Origin of the sequence: Streptomyces sp. NPDC016459, assembly GCF_040632845.1 — a bacterium.
Classification (GTDB): domain Bacteria; phylum Actinomycetota; class Actinomycetes; order Streptomycetales; family Streptomycetaceae; genus Streptomyces.
Genome location: NZ_JBEYCR010000001.1, coordinates 379254 through 400399, shown reverse-complemented (window position 1 = coordinate 400399; position 21146 = coordinate 379254). Strand labels below are relative to the sequence as shown.

19 protein-coding genes are annotated in these 21146 nt (G+C 71.4%); 11 read left to right on the top strand and 8 right to left on the bottom strand.

The annotated features are described in order from the left end of the window. Positions 1–23: 23 nt before the first annotated feature. Positions 24–1226 (bottom strand): bifunctional adenosylcobinamide kinase/adenosylcobinamide-phosphate guanylyltransferase, encoded by a 1203-nt coding sequence (locus ABZ567_RS01795; protein WP_360783350.1) that lies wholly within the window; start codon positions 1224–1226, stop codon positions 24–26. 91 nt (positions 1227–1317) lie between these two features. Here ABZ567_RS01795 and ABZ567_RS01790 point away from each other — a divergent pair, with 91 nt between their 5' ends. Beyond that, positions 1318–1524, top strand: coding sequence for a hypothetical protein (locus ABZ567_RS01790; RefSeq protein WP_360783348.1), 207 nt, complete (start codon positions 1318–1320; stop codon positions 1522–1524). A gap of 215 nt (positions 1525–1739) precedes the next feature. On the opposite strand, the gene ABZ567_RS01785 is transcribed toward ABZ567_RS01790, so the two are convergent. The 3 genes from ABZ567_RS01785 to ABZ567_RS01775 all read right to left on the bottom strand — a co-directional run bounded on the left by ABZ567_RS01785 (position 1740) and on the right by ABZ567_RS01775 (position 4352). Beyond that, positions 1740–2813: a trypsin-like peptidase domain-containing protein gene (locus ABZ567_RS01785; protein ID WP_360783345.1), complete on the bottom strand. Its 1074-nt coding sequence runs from the start codon at positions 2811–2813 to the stop codon at positions 1740–1742. Between the two features lie 91 nt (positions 2814–2904). Continuing rightward, on the bottom strand, positions 2905–3681 hold the full coding sequence (locus tag ABZ567_RS01780) for a methyltransferase domain-containing protein (protein ID WP_360783341.1): 777 nt from the start codon (positions 3679–3681) through the stop codon (positions 2905–2907). 65 nt (positions 3682–3746) lie between these two features. Next, positions 3747–4352: a DUF3043 domain-containing protein gene (locus ABZ567_RS01775; RefSeq protein ID WP_360783339.1), complete on the bottom strand. Its 606-nt coding sequence runs from the start codon at positions 4350–4352 to the stop codon at positions 3747–3749. A gap of 273 nt (positions 4353–4625) precedes the next feature. Here ABZ567_RS01775 and ABZ567_RS01770 point away from each other — a divergent pair, with 273 nt between their 5' ends. The 5 genes from ABZ567_RS01770 to ABZ567_RS01750 all read left to right on the top strand — a co-directional run bounded on the left by ABZ567_RS01770 (position 4626) and on the right by ABZ567_RS01750 (position 11226). Then, entirely contained in the window at positions 4626–5423 is a 798-nt protein-coding gene (locus tag ABZ567_RS01770; RefSeq protein WP_360783337.1) for a PspA/IM30 family protein, read from the top strand. Positions 5424–5442: 19 nt separating this feature from the next. Next, the gene (locus tag ABZ567_RS01765) at positions 5443–5721 is read left to right on the top strand and encodes a hypothetical protein (protein WP_360783335.1); all 279 of its coding nucleotides are present in this window, start codon (positions 5443–5445) and stop codon (positions 5719–5721) included. Positions 5722–5941: 220 nt separating this feature from the next. After that, complete coding sequence (locus tag ABZ567_RS01760; protein WP_360783332.1) at positions 5942–7183, top strand: sensor histidine kinase; 1242 nt, start codon at positions 5942–5944, stop codon at positions 7181–7183. Then, positions 7180–7869, top strand: coding sequence for a response regulator transcription factor (locus ABZ567_RS01755; RefSeq protein WP_360783329.1), 690 nt, complete (start codon positions 7180–7182; stop codon positions 7867–7869). The genes ABZ567_RS01760 and ABZ567_RS01755 overlap by 4 nt, the downstream gene beginning before the upstream one ends. Positions 7870–8055: 186 nt before the next feature. Beyond that, positions 8056–11226, top strand: a complete 3171-nt coding sequence (locus ABZ567_RS01750) for an efflux RND transporter permease subunit (protein ID WP_360783326.1) — start codon at positions 8056–8058, stop codon at positions 11224–11226. 70 nt (positions 11227–11296) lie between these two features. On the opposite strand, the gene nadA is transcribed toward ABZ567_RS01750, so the two are convergent. Further along, positions 11297–12493 carry a quinolinate synthase NadA gene (gene nadA / locus ABZ567_RS01745; RefSeq protein WP_360783324.1) on the bottom strand — a complete coding sequence of 399 codons (1197 nt, stop codon included), beginning with the start codon at positions 12491–12493 and terminating at the stop codon, positions 11297–11299. Between the two features lie 260 nt (positions 12494–12753). Here nadA and ABZ567_RS01740 point away from each other — a divergent pair, with 260 nt between their 5' ends. Then, on the top strand, positions 12754–13110 hold the full coding sequence (locus tag ABZ567_RS01740) for an iron-sulfur cluster assembly accessory protein (RefSeq protein ID WP_056645451.1): 357 nt from the start codon (positions 12754–12756) through the stop codon (positions 13108–13110). A 74-nt stretch (positions 13111–13184) separates the two neighbouring features. Here the strand turns inward: ABZ567_RS01740 and ABZ567_RS01735 are convergent, their stop codons facing one another. Next, positions 13185–14663, bottom strand: a complete 1479-nt coding sequence (locus ABZ567_RS01735; RefSeq protein WP_360783321.1) for a hypothetical protein — start codon at positions 14661–14663, stop codon at positions 13185–13187. A 66-nt stretch (positions 14664–14729) separates the two neighbouring features. Then, entirely contained in the window at positions 14730–14936 is a 207-nt protein-coding gene (locus tag ABZ567_RS01730; RefSeq protein WP_360783318.1) for a hypothetical protein, read from the bottom strand. 156 nt (positions 14937–15092) lie between these two features. Here ABZ567_RS01730 and ABZ567_RS01725 point away from each other — a divergent pair, with 156 nt between their 5' ends. Next, entirely contained in the window at positions 15093–16067 is a 975-nt protein-coding gene (locus tag ABZ567_RS01725; protein WP_360783315.1) for a carbohydrate kinase family protein, read from the top strand. Between the two features lie 189 nt (positions 16068–16256). Here ABZ567_RS01725 and ABZ567_RS01720 read toward each other — a convergent pair whose 3' ends face one another. Further along, a complete protein-coding gene (locus ABZ567_RS01720; protein WP_360783312.1) occupies positions 16257–17642 on the bottom strand; it encodes an aminotransferase class V-fold PLP-dependent enzyme in 1386 nt (461 codons plus the stop codon). 357 nt (positions 17643–17999) lie between these two features. Here ABZ567_RS01720 and coxB point away from each other — a divergent pair, with 357 nt between their 5' ends. Genes coxB through ABZ567_RS01705 form a run of 3 tightly spaced genes read left to right on the top strand, consistent with a single transcriptional unit; the run spans position 18000 to position 21093 of the window. Further along, positions 18000–18965 (top strand): cytochrome c oxidase subunit II, encoded by a 966-nt coding sequence (gene coxB, locus ABZ567_RS01715; protein ID WP_360783309.1) that lies wholly within the window; start codon positions 18000–18002, stop codon positions 18963–18965. Continuing rightward, a complete protein-coding gene (gene ctaD, locus ABZ567_RS01710) occupies positions 18962–20698 on the top strand; it encodes a cytochrome c oxidase subunit I (RefSeq protein ID WP_360783306.1) in 1737 nt (578 codons plus the stop codon). The genes coxB and ctaD overlap by 4 nt, the downstream gene beginning before the upstream one ends. Beyond that, positions 20695–21093 carry a cytochrome c oxidase subunit 4 gene (locus ABZ567_RS01705; RefSeq protein ID WP_360783303.1) on the top strand — a complete coding sequence of 133 codons (399 nt, stop codon included), beginning with the start codon at positions 20695–20697 and terminating at the stop codon, positions 21091–21093. Before ctaD ends, ABZ567_RS01705 begins: the two co-directional genes overlap by 4 nt. The last annotated feature ends 53 nt before the right edge of the window (positions 21094–21146 follow it).

Sequence of the window (21146 nt, the reverse complement as noted above, 5' to 3'; positions counted from 1 at the left end):
CGAGGGCCATCGGTGCTCGCACCCTACCCGCGCAGCACCAGGGCCTGACCGGCGACCACGAGGACGACCTCCTCGCACTCGTCGGCGAACGCCGCGTTCAGCCGACCGAGCTCGTCCCGGAAGCGGCGCCCCGCCGCCGTGCCCGGCACCACTCCGGAACCGACCTCGTTCGTCACCGCGACGACCGTACGGCGGGTGGCCCGCACCGCCGCCACCAGCTCCGCCGTCCGCTTCCGCAGCGCCCTCTGCCCACCGGCCGCCCACCGCCCGTCGTCCCAGGCGCCCACCCGGTCCATGGCGTCGGTCAGCCACAGCGACAGACAGTCGACCAGCAGCGCGGGCCCGTCCTCCGCCAGGAGCGGTACGAGGTCACAGGTCTCGGCGGTACGCCAGGAACCCGGCCGCCGCTCCCGGTGCAGGCCCACCCGCTCCGCCCACTCCGGGTCGCCCTCGCGGCCGCCGCCCGTCGCCACGTACAGCACCTCGGGGAAGGCCTCCAGACGCCGCTCGGCCTCCACGGACTTCCCCGACCTGGCCCCGCCCGTCACCAGGGTCCGCCGGGGCACGTCCGGCACCTCGTGGTACTCGCCCACGTACAGCGTCGTCCCGTCCGGCACCGCCCGCGCGCCCGCCGCCGCGAGCCGCCGGTCCAGCTCGGCCCCCGTCGGCACGTCATGGTCCAGATGCGCCGCGATCACCTCGGTCACAGGACCGACCGCCCCGGTCGCCCGCAGCCGGGCCAGCCCGTCCGGGCGGCCCGTCACATCGGCGACCACCATGTCGTACGGCACCCGGTGGTTCTCCGGGAGCCCGGCGACGGACCCGCCGGGCGGCAGATAGAGCAGCCGCTCGCCGTCCGCCGACGTCACCTCGTAGCCGGTACCGGGGGAGTCCATCGGGACGGCCCGCACCCGGTGCCCGCTGATCAGCGTCAACTCCCGCCCGTCCGGCACCCTCCCGGCGGTGGGGAGCGCGGCGGGCACCTCGACGGCCGGCCCGTCGTGCGGATGCGTCAGCAGGACCTGCCGTACGCCCACGAGCGAATGTCCCGACCGGGCGGCCGCGAGCGCGGCCCCCGGGGTCAGGTCGAGCAGCAGGGCCCCGTCCACGAGCAGCGACGTCGCCGCGCGGACCCGGGGCCCACGGGAGAGCGCGCACACGGCGCAGGGGCAGTCGGGGCGGGGCAGCCCGAGGGGGGCGCCGGTGCCGAGCAGAGTCAGTTCCACCCTCAGATCCTCCCGCGCCACCGCGAGCCGTGCGCGCCCGGCTACTCTGCGGGCAGGAAACCGATCATCCGGTGAGCGCCAGGAGGCGGACATGGCATGGACGTGGCGGTTCGAGAAGTCCGACGGCACGCAGGTCGAGCCGGTGGTGACTCCGGAGGAGTTCACCACCCAGGGCGACGCGGAGAGCTGGATCGGCGAACACTGGCGTGACCTCCTCGGCGGCGGCGCGGACCAGGTGACCCTCTCTGAGGACGGGACGAAGATCTACGGCCCGATGCCCCTCGACGCGGAAAGCTAGGGCGCCCGGCGACCAGGGGGGTGCGGGGGCAGACGCCCCCGCATCCGGAGGCGCGCCCGCACCTGGAGGTCGCGCGCCCGGGTGCGGAGCTCGCGCGCCCGCACCCGGAGGTCGCACCCCCGCACCACCCGGAGGCGCGCCCGCACCCGCCGACGGTGCCGAGGTGCCCGTAGGGAGGGCGCACCTGCGGGGGCCACCGCCCGCCGCAGGCCCCGTCACATCTCGCCCAGCGTGACCTCCGCCTTCCGCGTCGCCGTCCCCCGGACGTACGTCGTCGTCACCTTGTCGCCCGGCCGGAGCGAGGCCAACGCCTCCGACAGGGACGTGATCGTCGTGATGTCGGTGTCACCGAGCCGGATGATCACGTCCCCGGGCCTCAGGCCCGCCCGCCCCGCCGCCCCGTTCGCCGGCGCTTCGACCACGGCCACGCCCGCCGGCTCGTAGTCGTCGTCGAGCACCGTACGGCCGGTGATGTTCAGGGCCGCCCGCCCCGAGTCCGTCACCTTGCCGTCCTTGACGATCTGGTCCGCGACGGTCCGCACCATCGACGCGGGGATCGCGAACCCGATCCCGGCCGCCGAGCCGCCGCCCATCTCCGGATCGGTCGCCGCGAGCGTCGGGATGCCGATGACCTCGCTGTTCAGGTTCACCAGCGCGCCCCCGCTGTTGCCGGGGTTGATCGCGGCCGACGTCTGGATCATGTTCCCGATGGTCGCTCCCGTGCCCCCGCCCGTCCGCCCCTCGCTGACGGTGCGGCCGGTCGCCGAGACGATGCCCTGCGTCACGCTGCCGGACAGGCCGAGCGGGGAACCCATCGCCAGCACGATCTGCCCCATGTCGACGGCGGCCGAGTCGCCGAACTTCGCCGGCTTGAGGCCCTGCGGCACGGACGTCAGTCTGATCACCGCGAGATCCTGCTCGGGGTACGAGAAGACGAGGCGGGCGGTCACCGGCTGCCCGCCGGTGGCGGCGGTGACCTCGAAGTTCTTCTCCTGGCCGACCACGTGCGCGTTGGTGACGATGTGCCCCGCGGCGTCGTACACGACCCCGGAGCCCAGGCTGTTCGCCGCGTCGATCTGGACGACCGACGGCAGTACGTTCTTGATGACGGCCCGGTAGTCGTCCTGGAGGTCGTTGGCGGCGAGCGGCGCGGCAGCCTGGGTGGAGCGCTCACGCACGGGCGCGTCCCCGTCGGCGGAGCAGCCCCCGACGAGCGCGGCGGCACAGGCCGCGGCGGTCAGGGGGAGGAGGCGGCGGGGGGTACGGGCGTGGCCACGGGATACGTCCATGTCCGGAGTATCCGGTTCACGCCCAGGCGGGGCCCGACGACCGCACCCGATCAGGGGTGCCGGCCCCTCCCGGGCACCGGCCCCGCCCGTCTCAGCCCCGTACCCCGCACAGGTGCAGCAGCGCCGCGATCCCTCGGTAGGGTTCCGTGCGGCCCGCCCGGTCCTCGGCGGCGAGGAGCCGGTCCAGCTCGTCGGCGGCCGGCAGGCCCGCCTCGGCCGGGACGCCGTCCGTGAAGACCCGTACCCCGTACCAGGCGTGCAGCGGCGCCGCGATCCCCGCGAGCGTCGCCGTCAGCGCGTCGAGACGGTCGGCCCGCACCTTCACGCCGTGGTCGTCCGTGTAGACGTCCGAGTCGAAGCCCGCGAGCGCCCCCGACCAGTCGCCGGCGAGCCCCGGCCGCATGGCCAGGGCGTCGGCGTTGCGCACGACCAGGGAGAGCAGCCCGCCGGGAGCAAGCATCCGGGCCAGGCCGGCCAGCAGCGCGTCCGGCTCGTCCGCGTACATGAGCACGCCGTGGCAGAGGACCACGTCGAAGCTGCCGGGCAGGAAGTGCACCCCGGTCTCGCGGCCGTCGCCCTCGATCAGCCGGACCCGTTCACGGATACCGGCGGGCTCCGTCGCCAGCGACTCACGGGCCGCTTTCAGCAGGTCGGGATCGGCCTCGAGGCCGGTCACCGTGTGGCCGGCGCGCGCGAGACGCAGGGCCTGCGTGCCCTGGCCCATGCCCGCGTCGAGGATCCGCAGCCGCTGCCCCACGGGGTAGCGGCCGGATATCTGCTCGTCGAGCTGACGGGCGACGATCTCCTGGCGGATCGTGTCGCGCAGCCCGCCGGACCCGGCGGGCCAGTGCGCGACGGCGGGCAGCACCGGGCCGCCCGCCTCCGAGGTCGCCGCGCCGAAAGCGCGCCCGACGGGCTCCGAGCTGTCGGCGCTCAGGGCCGCTCTCCGCGCTTGACCTGCGGCTTCGGCAGCCGCAGTCGGCGCATCTGGAGCGTGCGCATCAGGCCGTACGCGACGGCGCCGCGCTTCGGCTCGTTCGGGAAGCGCTCGGCGAGCTGCTTCCGCAGACGGAGCCAGATGCCGACCGAGTCGATGACGATCAGGATGATCACACCGAGCCAGAGCAGCAGGGAGATGTTCTGCAGCGACCGGTTGGCGTTGCCGAACAGTGACAGCACGAGGATCACCACGGCCATCGGCAGGAAGAACTCGGCGATCGCGAACCGCGAGTCGACGAAGTCGCGCACGAAGCGGCGGACCGGACCCTTGTCGCGGGCCGGCAGATAACGCTCGTCGCCACTGGCCAGCGCCTCACGCTGACGTGCCAGGTCGGAGCGGCGTGCCTCGCGCTGGCGCTTGGCGGCCTCCTTGCGGTCGGTCGGCACCGTCACGGCGCGACGGCGCTGGGTCTGCGCCTCGCTCCGCTTCGGGGTCGGGCGGCCCTTGGGGGCCTCGGGGTCGCGGGGCTGCTTGGTGGAGAGGTCCGCCGTCACCTTGTCGGTGGGGGCCTTCTCGTCCTTCGGACGGCTACGGAACACAAAACCCAAGGGTACGGGGTGGTGGGCATGAACCCGATGCCGGCCGGGAACGATCCGCTAACGGAGTGCGTCCACGGCGATGTGCGGGGGAGGGCGGGCGCGGTCTCCCTGAGATCCCTCTACTCCCTGCGCGGGAGGGAGAGCCGCCCGTAGTCGTCCTTGGGGAGGAGCGCATCCCGCTCCGAACAGTGCGGTAATGGAGACAGGGCCCGTACTGTGGATCCTGTCGAAGAGTTGGATTCGAAGTCCGTCAGAAGGGGGCGCGCGAAGCCCATGAGCGGTGTCATGAAGCGTATGGGGATGATCTTCCGCGCGAAGGCGAACAAGGCCCTTGACCGGGCCGAGGATCCGCGCGAGACGCTCGATTACTCCTATCAGAAGCAGCTGGAGCTGTTGCAGAAGGTACGGCGGGGCGTCGCCGACGTCGCCACCTCCCGCAAGCGGCTCGAACTCCAGCTGAACCAGCTGCAGGGCCAGTCCGCCAAGCTGGAGGACCAGGGCCGCAAGGCGCTCGCGCTCGGTCGCGAAGACCTGGCGCGTGAGGCGCTGTCCCGCCGCGCCGCGCTCCAGCAGCAGGTCAGCGATCTGGAGGTGCAGCACCAGACGCTGCAGGGCGAGGAGGAGAAGCTCACCCTCGCCGCCCAGCGTCTCCAGGCCAAGGTCGACGCCTTCCGTACCAAGAAGGAGACGATCAAGGCGACCTACACGGCGGCGCAGGCCCAGACCAGGATCGCCGAGTCCTTCTCCGGCATCTCGGAGGAGATGAGCGACGTCGGCGTCGCGATCCAGCGGGCCGAGGACAAGACCGCCCAGCTCCAGGCGCGCGCGGGCGCGATCGACGAGCTGCTCGCCTCGGGAGCCCTGGACGACCAGTCCGGTCTCGCGAAGGACGACATCCAGGCGGAGCTGGACCGGCTCTCCGGCGGTACGGACGTCGAGCTGGAGCTCCAGCGGATGAAGGCGGAGCTGGCCGGCGGCCCATCGGCGCAGCAGCAGGCCCTCGAGGGCGGTGGCGCGGCGGCGCCGCAGGACCAGAACCAGCAGCAGTCCCACCCACGCTTCGAGAAGTAGGCGACAGACAGGACGCGACATGATCGTACGGATCATGGGGGAGGGCCAGTGGAAGCTGGCCGACAGCCACTTCGTCGAGCTGAACGAGCTCGACGACGAGCTGCTCGCAGAGATGGAATCGGGGGACGGGGAAGGGTTCCGGCACACGCTGGGCGCCCTCCTGGACGCGGTCCGGCGGCTCGGTGAGCCACTCCCGGACGACGCTCTCGAACCCTCGGAGCTCATCCTCCCCGCCCCGGACGCGAGCCTCGACGAGGTCAGGGCGATGCTCTCCGACGACGGCCTGATCCCGGGCTGACGCACGACCGTCGCTGTCCCGCCACACCGACAGCGGCTGTCCCGCTACCCCGACCGTCGCTGCCCCGCCACCCCGACTGTCGCTGTCCCGTCACCCCGACCGGGGAGGCGGGACAGCGTGCTTTCCCCCTACGGGTGCCCTACCGCCGCCTCCCCCCGGGGTGTCCTCCCGATCAGGCCGGGCACCCCCCGGGCTTCCCCTCCCCGTACCGTTGTCCCCCGTGACCCCCACCGGCCCCGCCACCGGCACGCTCTACCTCCGTCTCCGCGACTGGTTCCGCGCCCACCCCCTCGCCTTCGACGCGACGGTCGCGGCCGGCGCGCTCGTCTGCATGGTCGCCGGGTCCTTCACCGACCCCCACGGCAGCCCGGACGGGCCGACCTTCGGTGATCACACGCCCGACGCCTGGAGCGTGTTGATCATGGTCGCCGGGGCCGCCGCGCTCGTGCTGCGACGCCGCCACCCGTTCCGGGTGCTCTGCTTCACCGTGACGATCAGCCTCGTCGAACTGATCAGCGACACCCGGCCCGCCCCCATCGCCATGAGCGCCGTCGTCGCGCTCTACACGGTCGCCTCCCGCACCGACCGCCCCACCACCTGGCGCGTGGGCCTCGCCACGATGGCGGTGCTCACCGCCGCCGCCATGACCTTCGGCCCGACCAACTGGTACGCGCAGGAGAACCTCGGCGTCTTCGCCTGGACCGGCATGGCCGCCGCCGCGGGGGACGCCGTCCGCAGCCGCCGGGCCTTCGTCGACGCGATACGGGAGCGGGCCGAGCGGGCCGAACGGACCCGCGAGGAGGAGGCCGGACGCCGGGTCGCCGAGGAACGGCTGCGGATCGCCCGCGACCTCCACGACGTCGTCGCCCACCACATCGCCCTGGTGAACGTCCAGGCCGGCGTCGCGGCCCACGTCATGGACAAGCGCCCGGACCAGGCCAAGGAGGCCCTCGCACACGTACGGGAGGCCAGCCGTTCCGCGCTCGACGAGCTGCGCGCCACCGTCGGCCTGCTGCGCCAGTCCGGCGACCCCGAGGCGCCCACCGAACCGGCCCCCGGCCTCGCCGTCCTCGACGGGCTGCTCGACAGCTTCCGCAAGGCCGGGCTCCCGGTCGCCCTGGCCCGTACCGACGGGGAGAAGCCGCTGCCCGCGACCGTCGACCTGGCCGCGTACAGGATCGTGCAGGAAGCCCTGACGAACGTCCGCAAGCACGCGGGACCGGACGCCGAGGCGGAGGTGAGCGTCGTCCGGGTGGGCCGCACGGTCGAGATCACCGTCCTCGACAACGGCGGGCCCGCCTCCGCCCGGAGCGCCGCCCCCACCGGCGGCCACGGGCTGCTCGGCATGCGGGAACGGGTCGGCGCCCTCGGCGGCACCCTGACCGCCGCCCCCCGCTACGGCGGCGGTTTCCGGGTCCAGGCGATACTGCCGGTGACGTCCCGTTCGGGGGAGGACACATGACCATCCGGGTGCTGCTCGCCGACGACCAGGCCCTGCTCCGCAGCGCCTTCAAGGTCCTGGTGGACTCCGAACCGGACATGGAGGTCGTCGGCGAGGCCGCCGACGGCGCCCAGGCCGTGGCCCTCGCCCGCTCGGAGCGCCCCGACGTCGTCCTGATGGACATCCGGATGCCGGGCACGGACGGCCTCGCGGCCACCCGCCAGATCACCGCCGACCCCGGACTCTCCGACGTACGGATCGTCATGCTCACCACCTTCGAGGTCGACGAGTACGTCGTGCAGTCGCTGCGCGCCGGGGCCTCCGGCTTCCTCGGCAAGGGCGCCGAACCGGAGGAGCTCCTCGGCGCCATCCGGATCGCCCACGCGGGCGAGGCGCTGCTGTCCCCGGCCGCCACCAAGGGCCTGATCGCCACGTTCCTCGCGCAGGGCGCGGGCGGAAGGGCCGTCCACGGGGACGTCGGGGCGAGGACCGAGCGGCTCACCGCGCTCACCGCCCGGGAGCGGGAGGTCCTGGTGCTGGTGGCGGGCGGCCTGTCCAACGACGAGATCGCCGAGCGCCTCGACGTCAGCCCGCTCACCGTGAAGACCCACGTCAACCGGGCCATGGCCAAACTGGGCGCCCGTGACCGGGCCCAGCTGGTGGTCACGGCGTACGAATCGGGTCTTGTCCGTCCGAGGGTGGAGTGATCCGAGGCCCCGGCGTACTCCAGACGCGGTATGCGCGGGATAAGGATGTGGACCCGGGGGCCGAGGACTTACGGCCGCCGATGGCGGATCGTAGGAAGGGGGGCGTCTCCGGCGGATCCAGCGGGTCCGGGCCGGGGTCCTGGCTGCTCCCGCCTGTCGACGAGTACGCCACAGAAGAGAGACCCCATGTCCTGGCTGTCCAGATTCAGCCTCGCGCAAAGGGCCCTGGTCGGGCTGATGTCCATCGTCGCGATCGTGTTCGGGGCGATCGCGATACCGCAGCTGAAGCAGCAGTTGTTCCCCTCGATCGAGCTGCCGATGGTCTCGGTCCTCGCCCCGTACCAGGGTGCCTCTCCGGATGTGGTCGAGAAGCAGGTCGTCGAACCGCTGGAGAGCAACCTGAAGGCCGTCGACGGCCTCACGTCGGTCACCTCCACCGCTTCCGAGGGCATGGCCGTCGTCATGGCCTCCTTCGACTACGGCGACGAGTCGACGAAGCAGCTCGTCGCCGATGTCCAGCAGGCCGTCAACCGCGCCCGCGCGCAGCTGCCCGACTCCGTCGACCCGCAGGTGATCGCCGGTTCGACGGACGACATGCCGACCGTCGTCCTCGCCGCCGCGTCCGACCAGGACCAGCAGGCCCTCGCGGACCGGCTGGAGCGGACCGTCGTCCCCGCCCTCGAAGGCATCGACGGCGTCGGCCAGGTCTCCGTCTCCGGCGTCCAGGACCTCCAGGTCTCCGTCACCCCGGACGAGCGGCGGCTCGCCGCCGCCGGCCTCACCACCGCCAAGCTCGCCGAGGCCCTCCGCTCGGGCGGCGGCACGATGCCGGCCGGCTCCTTCGCCCAGGACGGCAAGAACCGCACGATCCAGGTCGGGGCCGGTTACACCTCGCTGCGGCAGATCCAGGACCTGCGCATCCCGGCGGCCGTCCCCGGCAAGGGCAAGGCGGTCCGTCTCGGTGACGTGGCCACCGTGCGCCAGGAGGAGTCGCCGCGCGTCTCCCTCACCCGTACCAACGGCAAGCCCAGCCTCGCCGTCATGGCCACCATGGACAAGGACGGCAGCGCCGTCGCCATCTCGGACGCCGTCGAGGAGAAGCTGCCCGAGCTGCGCCGTGACCTCGGCGCGGGCGCCGAGCTGACGGTCGTCTCCGACCAGGGACCGGCCGTCGCCAAGGCCGTCTCCGGGCTCACCACCGAGGGCGCGCTCGGCCTCGTCATGGCCGTCCTGGTGATCCTGGTCTTCCTCGCGTCGATCCGCTCGACCCTGGTGACCGCGGTCTCCATCCCGCTCTCGGTCGTCCTCGCCCTGATCGTGCTGTGGACCCGTGACCTCTCGCTGAACATGCTGACGCTCGGCGCGCTGACCATCGCCATCGGCCGGGTCGTCGACGACTCGATCGTGGTCCTGGAGAACATCAAGCGCCACCTCGGCTACGGCGAGGAGCGCCAGGCCGCGATCCTCACCGCGGTCCGCGAGGTGGCGGGGGCCGTCACCTCCTCCACCCTCACCACCGTCGCCGTCTTCCTGCCGATCGGGCTCACCGGCGGCATGATCGGCGAGCTGTTCGGCTCGTTCTCGCTGACGGTCACCGCGGCCCTGCTCGCCTCGCTGCTCGTCTCCCTGACCGTGGTCCCGGTCCTCTCGTACTGGTTCCTCGGCGCCCCGAAGGGCACATCGGAGGACTTGGCGGAGGCGCGCAGGCTGGCCGAGGAGAAGGAGGAGAAGAGCCGTCTGCAGCGCCTGTACGTGCCGGTCCTGCGGTTCGCGACCCGGCGCAGGCTCGCCAGCCTGGGCATCGCGCTCGCCGTCCTGGTCGTCACCTTCGGCATGGCCCCGCTCCTCAAGACGAACTTCTTCGACCAGGGCGAGCAGGAGGTCCTCAGCATCCAGCAGGAGCTGCCGCCGGGCACCGGTCTGGACGCCTCCGACGAGGCCGCGAAGAAGATCGAGAAGCTCCTCGCGGAGACCGAGGGCGTCAAGGACTACCAGGTCAACGTCGGTTCGTCCGGCTTCATGGCGGCCTTCGGCGGCGGTACCGGCACCAACCAGGCCTCGTACAAGGTCAGCCTCGACGACTCCGACGCGTACGAGAAGACCCGCGCCGCCATCGAGAAGGGCCTCGGCGCCCTCGACGGGATCGGCGACACCACCCTCGCGGCCGGCGACGGCTTCGGCAGCCAGGATCTGAGCGTGGTCGTCAAGGCCGCCGACCCGGAGGTCCTCAAGAAGGCCTCCGAGCAGGTCCGGACGGCGATCGCCGGGCTGAAGAACGTCACCGACGTGCAGAGCGACCTCTCGCAGTCCGTACCGCGCATCTCCGTCACGGCGAAGCCCGCCGCGGCCGACGCGGGCTTCGACTCCGCCTCGCTCGGCATGATCGTCGCCCAGGCCGTCCGGGGCACCCCGGCCGCCAAGGCGATCCTCGACGACAGCGAGCGGGAGGTCCTGATCACCTCGGCGCGGCCCGTCACCACCCTGGACGGGCTCAAGGCCCTGCCCCTCGGCCCGGTGAAGCTGGGCGACATCGCCACCGTCGAGCTGGTCCCCGGTCCGGTCTCCATGACCAGGATCGACGGCGCCCGCGCCGCGACGATCACGGCGAAGCCGGTCGGTGACAACACCGGCGCGGTGAGCAGCACCCTCCAGACGGAGATCGGCGCGCTCGACCTGCCGGAGGGCGCCACCGCCACCATCGGCGGCGTCTCCGAGGACCAGTCCGAGGCCTTCCTCAACCTGTTCCTCGCGATGCTCGCGGCCGTCGCGATCGTCTTCATGCTGCTCGTGGCGACCTTCAGGTCGCTGATCCAGCCGCTGATCCTGCTGGTCTCGATCCCGTTCGCGGCGACCGGCGCGATCGGTCTCCTGGTGGTCACCGACACCGCGATGGGCGTCCCGGCGATGATCGGCATGCTGATGCTCATCGGCATCGTCGTCACCAACGCGATCGTCCTGATCGACCTGATCAACCAGTACCGGGCCCAGGGCCTGGGGGTCGTCGAGGCGGTGGTCGAGGGCGGCCGGCACCGGCTGCGCCCGATCCTGATGACGGCCCTCGCGACGATCTTCGCGCTGCTGCCGATGGCCCTCGGCATCACCGGCGAAGGCGGCTTCATCGCCCAGCCGCTGGCCGTGGTCGTGATCGGCGGTCTGCTCACCTCGACGCTGCTGACCCTGCTCCTCGTCCCGACGCTGTACGCGATGGTGGAGCTCCGCAAGGAGCGCCGCGCGCAGAAGAAGGCGGCGAAGAAGGACGCGAAGCGAACGGCGAAGGAGAAGGGCGACGCGACGGTCAACCCGGATCAGCCGGACGTCTCCCCGCTGGACGCGAGCCTGCTGAACATCCTGGACTGAGCCCCGGACAGCGAAGGGCGCCCCGCGGTCGTGCGGGGCGCCCTTCGGCGTGTACGGGGAGGGAGAACCGTTACGGCAGAGCGAGCATCCGCTCCAGGGCCAGCTTGGCGAAGCTCTCCGTCTCCTTGTCGACCTGGATCTGGTTGACGAGGTTGCCCGCGGCCAGGGACTCCAGGGTCCACACCAGGTGCGGCAGGTCGATCCGGTTCATGGTCGAGCAGAAGCAGACCGTCTTGTCGAGGAAGACGATCTCCTTGCCCTGGTCGGCGAATCGGTTCGCCAGACGCCGGACCAGGTTCAGCTCCGTGCCGATCGCCCACGAGGAACCGGCCGGGGCCGCCTCCAGGGTGTTGATGATGTACTCGGTCGAGCCCACGTAGTCCGCGGCGGCGACGACCTCGTGGCGGCACTCGGGGTGGACGAGCACGTTCACGCCGGGGATGCGCTCGCGCACGTCGTTCACCGAGTCCAGCGAGAAGCGGCCGTGCACCGAGCAGTGACCCCGCCAGAGGATCATCTTGGCGGCGCGCAGCTCCTCGACGGTCAGTCCGCCGTTGGGCTTGTGCGGGTTGTAGAGCACGCAGTCGTCCAGGGACATCCCCATGTCCCGGACGGCGGTGTTGCGGCCGAGGTGCTGGTCGGGCAGGAACAGCACCTTCTCGCCCTGCTCGAAGGCCCAGTTCAAGGCCCGCTCGGCGTTGGACGAGGTGCAGATGGTGCCCCCGTGCTTGCCGGTGAAGGCCTTGATGTCGGCCGAGGAGTTCATGTACGAGACGGGCACGACCTGCTCGGCGATGCCGGCCTCGGTCAGCACGTCCCAGCACTCGGCGACCTGCTCGGCGGTGGCCATGTCGGCCATCGAGCAGCCGGCCGCCAGGTCGGGCAGGACGACCTTCTGCTCGTCGCCGGTGAGGATGTCGGCCGACTCGGCCATGAAGTGGACGCCGCAGAACACGATGTACTCGGCCTCGGGCCTCGCCGCCGCGTCGCGCGCGAGCTTGAACGAGTCACCGGTGACATCGGCGAACTGGATGACCTCGTCACGCTGGTAGTGGTGGCCGAGGACGAAGACCTTGTCCCCGAGCTTCTCCTTGGCCGCGCGGGCGCGCTCCACGAGGTCGGGGTCGGAGGGCGACGGCAGATCGCCGGGGCACTCCACTCCGCGCTCGCTCTTCGGGTCGGCCTCGCGGCCGAGCAGGAGCAGGGCGAGCGGCGTCGGCTGTACGTCGAGATCATGACGGGCTTGGGCCGTGGTCACGTCACGCACCCTTTCTTCGGGGAACCAGCGGGGATGCTTTTCGTCGAAATGACGCTATCTATCATAACCGCTTCACGTCACAATGACGACGGCCATAGTGTCGATGTGACGAATTCGCCGTCCCCATCGCAGGACTTCACCGTCCCCGCGGTGGGACAGGGTGTGCGAGCATGAAAGAGGAAACACCCCACTCGGCCCGGAATGAATCCGGGGCACCGACGGTTGCAACCGTCGGCAAGCAGTCTCCGTACACACCGGGAGAGAAGCAGATGTCCGTATCGGACGAGAAGACCACTGTCAGCGACGGCATCCTCCTGTCCGACGCCGCCGCGGCCAAGGTCAAGGGCCTCCTCGAACAGGAAGGCCGCGAGGACCTGGCCCTGCGCGTCGCCGTTCAGCCCGGCGGCTGCTCCGGCCTGCGTTACCAGCTGTTCTTCGACGAGCGTTCGCTCGACGGCGATGTCGTGAAGGACTTCGACGGCGTCAAGGTCGTCACCGACCGCATGAGCGCCCCGTACCTCGGCGGCGCGTCGATCGACTTCGTCGACACCATCGAGAAGCAGGGCTTCACCATCGACAACCCGAACGCCACGGGCTCCTGCGCCTGCGGCGACTCGTTCAGCTAAGTCGCACGGCGTACGTACGAGGGCGGCGGCCCGGGAGTGATCCCGGGCCGCCGCCCTCATACGTACCACCGGCCTCAGCGGCGCGGCACCGCTTCTCCGCTGGCCGCGTCCACCACGGGCCGGCCGCCCAGCGGGCCCTGCAGCGTCACGGTCCGAACGATCTCCTTGGCGACCATGATGCACATCCGGCCCGGGTCGATCGGCTTCTCCGTGATCCGCACCGACACCCGCTCCGCCGTCTCCTCGGCCGTCACGGTGTACGTGCTGCACACCCCGCCCCAGAAGTCGACCGTCAGCTGCCGTCCCGCCGCGTCCGTACGGAACGACTCGACCCGCCGGGCCGGCGCCGTACCCTCCTCGGACGTCGGCGCGGGCTTCGCCGAGGGCTCCACGTGCTCCGGCGCCACCGCCGTCCGCACCACCGTGTACGGCGCCCCGTCCACCGGGTCCGCGGTGAACAGCCACGACGGCACGAGCATCCGCCCGCCGGCCACGTCCTGCGCGGCCAGACCGAGCACCGCGCCCGTCACCGGCACCTGATCCGGAGCGGCCCTGTCCGCGACCGTCCGACAGGTCGGCTCGGCCCTCCCGGGGGCGGGCGTGCCCGTGTCCTCCCGTCCGACGGGGGGCACCGGTGCCGCGGGCGGTGCCGTGGGGCAGCGGCCGACGCCGATCGGGCCGGAGGCCTTGGAGTCCTCGTTCAGCGCGGCCAGCGCCTTCGCCGCGCCGATCACCGGATACACGGCGCCCTCGACTGGCTCCTTCAGCGTCCCGCTCCCGGCGACCGCACGGCCGTCCCGCGCGATGTGCAGCCCCGTCGACCAGCCGTAGGTCGGCAGCCCGCCCACCACCGGGTCGGCGTTGACCACGCGTACCGAACCGTTCATCACCCCGGTCGCGGTCACCTTCGCGTCGTCCTGCCCGAGCGCCTTCAGGACCGGCGCGGCGGCCGCCTTCGCCGCCGCCTCGCTCAGCGGCGTACCGCCCGGCGAGGGCTTCGTCTCTCCCGGCGGCGGACAGGCCTTGCCCTTGAGGCAGGTGTCACCGGCCGGGCCGCCGTCGTACCAGGAGTACGTCCAGTTCCCCGGAGCCTTGCGCGTCACGTCGAGGCGGGGCCCCGAACCGTCCTTCTCCGGCCGGATCGTCCAGACCTCGCCCACCAGGGCGGGGCTCCCGGAGACGCCGAGCGCTTCGGCCAGCCTGGTCACCTCCGCCGAGGTGACCAGGCCCTCGGGCCGGTGGACCGCGGCCGAGGAGGGCCCTTGGGGGAGTGGGCCCTTGGCTGTGTAGACGGTCCCGTTCGGGCCGCCTCCGGGGTCGGGCTCGCCGGGCGCGATGCCGGGGCCTCCCCGCGTACTGCCGCCGCCGTCGCCCTCCAGGCGCAGCGTCGGGGGCGGCCCGGCCGCCGCGGCGGCCCGGGTGGCCGGACCGTCACCGCCCCCGGACGCCGAGGTGGCGAGGTAGACGCCACCGCCTCCGGCGAGCAGCACACCCGCCGCCACCGAGGTGGCCAGGACGTTCCGTCGCCTCCGTACGTTCTCCGTACCGCTCACCGCAACGCTCCCTCGTCTCGACCGGACGCCGATGGGACGGAGCGGGCGGGCTCGCGGTTCCGTCCGTCAGCCCCCGTATTCCGCGGTGGCGTCGATCAGCCGTGCCGAAGCGGCCGGTACGACGACCCCGTGGATCAGCGCCGGGGAGACCGGGGCGGGGCTGGGGGAGACCGGGGTCACCCAGTGCGGAGCCATGCGGGCGCCGTCACCGCGCAGGTCGGCGAGACTCAACTCCGGCTCGTGGCGCTCACTAGGAGCGGGGTACATGGTCATGGGCGCACCGTATGCACCGCACGCCCCCGGAGAAAAGGCCTACTCTGGGGTAGTTTCCACTGTTCGGCAGCGGAGGCCCCAGCCGGTAGCGTGAACGGTCGACCGTCCGTCGCCCACGACGACCCCTTTAATCGAATCCCGCAGGAGCGCCCCGCCGTGCGTATCGCAGTCACCGGCTCCATCGCCACCGACCACCTCATGACCTTCCCCGGCCGGTTCGCCGACCAGCTCGTGGCCGACCAGCTCCACACGGTGTCCCTCTCCTTCCTCGTCGACAACCTCGACGTCCGACGCGGCGGGGTCGGCCCGAACATCTGCTTCGGCATGGGACAGCTCGGCGGCAGCCCGATCCTCGTGGGCGCGGCCGGCTACGACTTCGACGAGTACCGCGGCTGGCTCGACCGGCACGGCGTCGACACCGGCTCGGTACGCATCTCCGAGGTGCTCCACACCGCGCGCTTCGTCTGCACCACCGACAAGGACCACAACCAGATCGGCTCCTTCTACACGGGCGCGATGAGCGAGGCCCGGCTGATCGAGCTGAAGGCCGTCGCCGACCGGGTGGGCGGACTCGACCTCGTCCTCATCGGCGCCGACGACCCCGAGGCGATGCTCCGCCACACGGAGGAGTGCAAGACGCGGGGGATCCCCTTCGCCGCCGACTTCTCGCAGCAGATCGCCCGTATGGACGGCGACGACATCCGCACTCTGCTCGACGGCGCGACCTACCTCTTCTCCAACGAGTACGAGAAGGGCCTCATCGAGTCCAAGACGGGCTGGACCGACGCCGAGATCCTCTCCCGCGTCGGCCACCGCGTCACCACGCTCGGCTCGCGCGGTGTGCGCATCGAGCGCGTCGGCGAATCCCCGATCGAGGTCGGCTGCCCCGAGGAGACCGCGAAGGTCGACCCGACCGGTGTCGGCGACGCCTTCCGCGCGGGCTTCCTCACCGGGCTCTCCTGGGGCGTGAGCCTGGAGCGGGCGGCGCAGGTCGGCTGCATGCTCGCCACCCTGGTCATCGAGACGCTGGGCACGCAGGAGTACACGCTGCGGCGGGCGCACTTCCTGGAGCGCTTCACCAAGGCGTACGGCGACACCCCGGCGGCCGAGGTCCAGCCCCACCTGCCGTAACGCCCCGCCGACCGCGCCCCGGGACCGACGGGCACCCGGGCGCGGCCGTCACGCCACAGGCGCGCGGCCGGTCACCCCGTACGGCCGCGGGCGATCCGCCACCCCGGCGCCCACCCCGGGCCCGGGGCGGCCCGGTGTCACGACACCCCGCGCCACAGGCACGCACCCCGGGCCCGGCGCGGTCCGGCGTCACGACACCCGACGCACCACGTACGCCCGACCACCCCGGGGCGACGCCTCCTCCCCCACGTACTCCTGTCCCCGCATCCCGCACCACGCCGGGATGTCCAGCCGTGCCGCCTCGTCGTCCGACAGGACCGTCACCGTCGCGCCCACCGGGACCTCCCCGAACACCTTCGCCAGTTCGATCACGGGGATCGGGCACCGCTTGCCCAGGGCGTCCACCACGACCGGGCCGACGGCGGCCGTCGGGGCCGCCGCCGCGACCGGGGCGCCGAGCCGTTCCCGTACCCCCGCGACCAGCCCCGGCAGGACGTCGAGGAAGCGGTCGACGTCGTCCGCCGCGGTGCCGGCCGGCAGGGACACCCGGACGTTCCCCTCGCTCAGCACGCCCATCGCACGCAGCACATGGCTGGGCGTCAGCGTCGAACTCGTACACGACGAACCGGACGAAACGGAGAAACCCTCCCGGTCCAGCTCATGGAGCAGCGTCTCCCCGTCGACGTACAGACAGGAGAAGGTGACCAGATGGGGGAGCCGCCGCACCGGGTCGCCCACCACCTCCACATCCGGCACCAGCTCCGGCACCCGCGCCCGGATCCGGTCCACCAGGCCCCGCAGCCGCGCCCCCTCGGCCTCCGCCTCGGCCCGGACGGCCCGCAGCGAGGCCGCCGCCGCCACGATCGCGGGCAGGTTCTCGAAGCCGGGCGCCCGGCCCGACTCCCGCTCGTCCGAGGGGCCTTGCGGCGCGAACCGGACCCCCTTCCGTACGGCGAGCAGCCCCACCCCCGCGGGCCCGCCCCACTTGTGCGCGCTCGCCGCGAGCAGCGACCAGGCGCCCTCCACCGGCCCCCAGCCCAGCGACTGGGCCGCGTCCACGAGCAGCGGCACGCCCGCCGCCCGGCAGGCCTCGGCAACCTCGGCCACCGGCTGCCCTGTCCCCACCTCGTGGTTGGCCGACTGGAGACACGCCAGGGCCGTCCCGGGACCGAGGGCCGCGGCGAAGACGGCCGCGTCGACCGCGCCGGACCGGTCCACGGGCACCTCGGCCACGGAGCCGCCGGCCGCCGTGTGGGTCTCGGCCGCGTGCAGGACGGAGGAGTGTTCGACCGCGGAGACCACGAGCCGGTCTCCGACACGCCGACGCGCCGCGAGGGCTCCGGCGACTCCCGCGTGAACCGCACGCGTCCCCGAAGGAGTGAACACCAGCTCGTCCGGGCGGCAGCCCACGGCCTCCGCCGCCGCCTCCCGCGCCGCGTCGAGGAGCAGCCGGGCCCGTCTGCCCTCCCGGTACAGCCGGGCCGGGTCGGCCCAGCCCTCGTCCAGGGAGGCGAGCAGCGCCTGACGGGCGACGGGGTGCAGCGGGGCGGCGGACGCGGCGTCGAAGTACGGCATCCGCCCACCGTAGAGCCCGACGGCCGCTGATCCTCGCCCACCCGGGACGAGTCCCCGCGACCCACGAGGGGAATCCCCGCGCCGACCGTGGTGAGCCCTCGTCAGAGGGACGGCCCGGGGCACCGGCGGACCGCCGAACGGACGTGTCCGACCCCCCTCCGGAACCCAGGAGTCCACCCCTTCGGGGACTCGGACGGCGCGTTGGGCACCCTCCCCGCGCGACCCCAAATAGCGTCCAGTAGGGTTTGGTCCGCATAAACATCCAAACCCCTGCCCGCGGCACGGGGCGGCGACCGACCAGCGAGACGGACGGCCGTGGCCGACCAACGCGGGCCGAGACTCTCGGGAAGGCGCTACGTGAGTCCCAACGGCTCCGACCGCTCGTCGCGGCGCCCGATGCGGCGGAAGCTGCCGCAGGTGCTGACTGCGGGCCTGATCCTGGCTACAGCCACGGGCTGCTCGTACAACTGGGAAGACTTCCCCCGCCTTGGCATGCCCACCCCCGTCACGGAAGAGGCGCCTCGGATCCTCTCCCTGTGGCAGGGCTCGTGGGCTGCCGCGCTCGTCACGGGCGTCCTGGTGTGGGGCCTGATCCTCTGGGCCACGATCTTCCACCGGCGCAGCCGGACCAAGATCGAGGTACCTCCGCAGACCCGTTACAACATGCCCATCGAGGCGCTGTACACGGTCACCCCCCTCATCATCGTCTCGGTGCTCTTCTACTTCACCGCACGCGACGAGTCGAAGCTCCTCGAGCTCACGCCGAAGCCGGCCCACACGATCAACGTGGTCGGCTACCAGTGGAGCTGGGGCTTCAACTACGTCGAGAACGTGCCCGGTGTGACGGGTGACGCCCAGACGGACAAGAACCTCGCCGCGATCCCGGACAAGTTCCTCGCGGACTTCCCGGCGAACGCGGGCGGTGTCTACGACGCCGGTATCCCCGGCGACCGCAACCCGCAGAACGGCAACCCGGGTCCGACCCTGTGGCTGCCGAAGGGCGAGAAGGTCCGGTTCGTCCTGACCTCCCGTGACGTCATCCACTCCTTCTGGGTGGTGCCCTTCCTGATGAAGCAGGACGTCATCCCGGGGCACACCAACTCCTTCGAGGTGACTCCGACCCGCGAGGGCACCTTCATGGGCAAGTGCGCCGAGCTGTGCGGCGTCGACCACTCCCGGATGCTCTTCAACGTCAAGGTGGTCTCCCCGGAGCGCTACCAGCAGCACCTGAAGGAGCTGGCCGAGAAGGGGCAGACCGGCTACATCCCGTCTGGCATCGAGCAGACGGACCCGGCCAGGAATGCGGAGAAGAACCAACTGTGAGCATCCACAACGAAACCAAGGGTGCCGCCGCAGCTGAGGACTCGTACGAGAACGAGCTGCCCGTTCGGCGCAAGCAGCCCGGCAACGTCGTGATCAAGTGGCTGACCACCACCGATCACAAGACGATCGGGACGATGTACCTGGTCACGTCGTTCGTCTTCTTCTGCATCGGCGGACTCATGGCGCTCTTCATGCGCGCCGAGCTGGCCCGTCCGGGTACGCAGATCATGTCGAACGAGCAGTTCAACCAGGCGTTCACGATGCACGGAACGATCATGCTGCTGATGTTCGCGACGCCGCTGTTCGCCGGATTCGCGAACTGGATCATGCCGCTGCAGATCGGCGCGCCCGACGTGGCGTTCCCGCGGCTCAACATGTTCGCGTACTGGCTGTACCTCTTCGGCTCGATCATCGCGGTGGCCGGCTTCCTCACCCCGCAGGGTGCGGCCGACTTCGGCTGGTTCGCCTACGCCCCGCTGTCGGACGCCGTCCGCTCGCCGGGTGTCGGCGCCGACATGTGGATCATGGGCCTGGCCTTCTCCGGCTTCGGCACGATCCTCGGTTCGGTCAACTTCATCACCACGATCATCTGCATGCGCGCTCCGGGCATGACGATGTTCCGTATGCCGATCTTCACCTGGAACGTGCTGCTGACCGGTGTCCTGGTCCTGCTCGCCTTCCCGGTCCTGGCGGCCGCGCTGTTCGCCCTGGAGGCGGACCGCAAGTTCGGATCCCACATCTTCGACGCGGCCAACGGCGGCGCCCTGCTGTGGCAGCACCTCTTCTGGTTCTTCGGACACCCCGAGGTGTACATCATCGCGCTGCCGTTCTTCGGCATCGTCTCCGAGGTCATCCCGGTCTTCAGCCGCAAGCCGATGTTCGGCTACATCGGTCTGGTGGCCGCGACCATCGCGATCGCCGGTCTGTCCGTGACCGTGTGGGCCCACCACATGTACGTCACCGGTGGCGTCCTCCTCCCGTTCTTCTCCTTCATGACGTTCCTCATCGCCGTACCGACGGGCGTGAAGTTCTTCAACTGGATCGGAACGATGTGGAAGGGCTCGCTGTCCTTCGAGACACCGATGCTCTGGACGATCGGGTTCCTGGTCACCTTCACCTTCGGTGGTCTGACCGGTGTCATCCTGGCCTCGCCGCCGATGGACTTCCACGTCTCCGACTCGTACTTCGTCGTCGCGCACTTCCACTACGTCGTCTTCGGCACCGTGGTCTTCGCGATGTTCGCCGGCTTCCACTTCTGGTGGCCGAAGTTCACGGGCAAGATGCTGGACGAGCGCCTGGGCAAGATGACGTTCTGGACGCTGTTCATCGGCTTCCACGGCACGTTCCTCGTGCAGCACTGGCTCGGCGCCGAGGGCATGCCGCGTCGCTACGCGGACTACCTCGACGCCGACGGCTTCACGGCGCTCAACACGATCTCGACGATCTCCTCGTTCCTGCTCGGTCTGTCGATCCTGCCGTTCCTCTACAACGTCTGGAAGACCGCCAAGTACGGCAAGAAGATCGAGGTCGACGACCCGTGGGGCTACGGCCGCTCGCTCGAGTGGGCGACGTCCTGCCCGCCGCCGCGGCACAACTTCCTCACCCTGCCGCGGATCCGTTCCGAATCCCCGGCCTTCGACCTGCACCACCCCGAGATCGCCGCTCTCGACCAGCTCGAGAACAAGCCGCACGAGGCCGAGGCCCTCACGGGCAGCAAGGAGGCCGGCAAGTGAAGATCCAAGGCAAGATGTTCATCTGGCTGAGCGTCTTCATCCTTGCCATGGCGGTCCTCTACGGCGTCTGGTCCAAGGAGCCGGTCGGTACGACGGCGCTGTTCCTGGCGTTCGGTCTGTCCATCATGATCGGCTACTACCTGGCCTTCACGGCCAAGCGTGTCGACGCCATGGCGCAGGACGACAAGGAGGCCGACGTCGCGGACGAGGCCGGTGAGGTCGGCTTCTTCGCCCCGCACAGCTGGCAGCCGCTCTCGCTGGCGATCGGCGGCGCGCTCGCCTTCCTCGCCGTCGCGATGGGCTGGTGGATCCTGTACTTCTCCGCCCCGCTGCTCCTGATCGGCCTCTTCGGCTGGGTCTTCGAGTTCTACCGCGGCGAGAACCAGAACCAGTAGCTCTACCCCGCTCCGCACCGGAGCACACCGAGGGGCCCGGACACTTCATCACC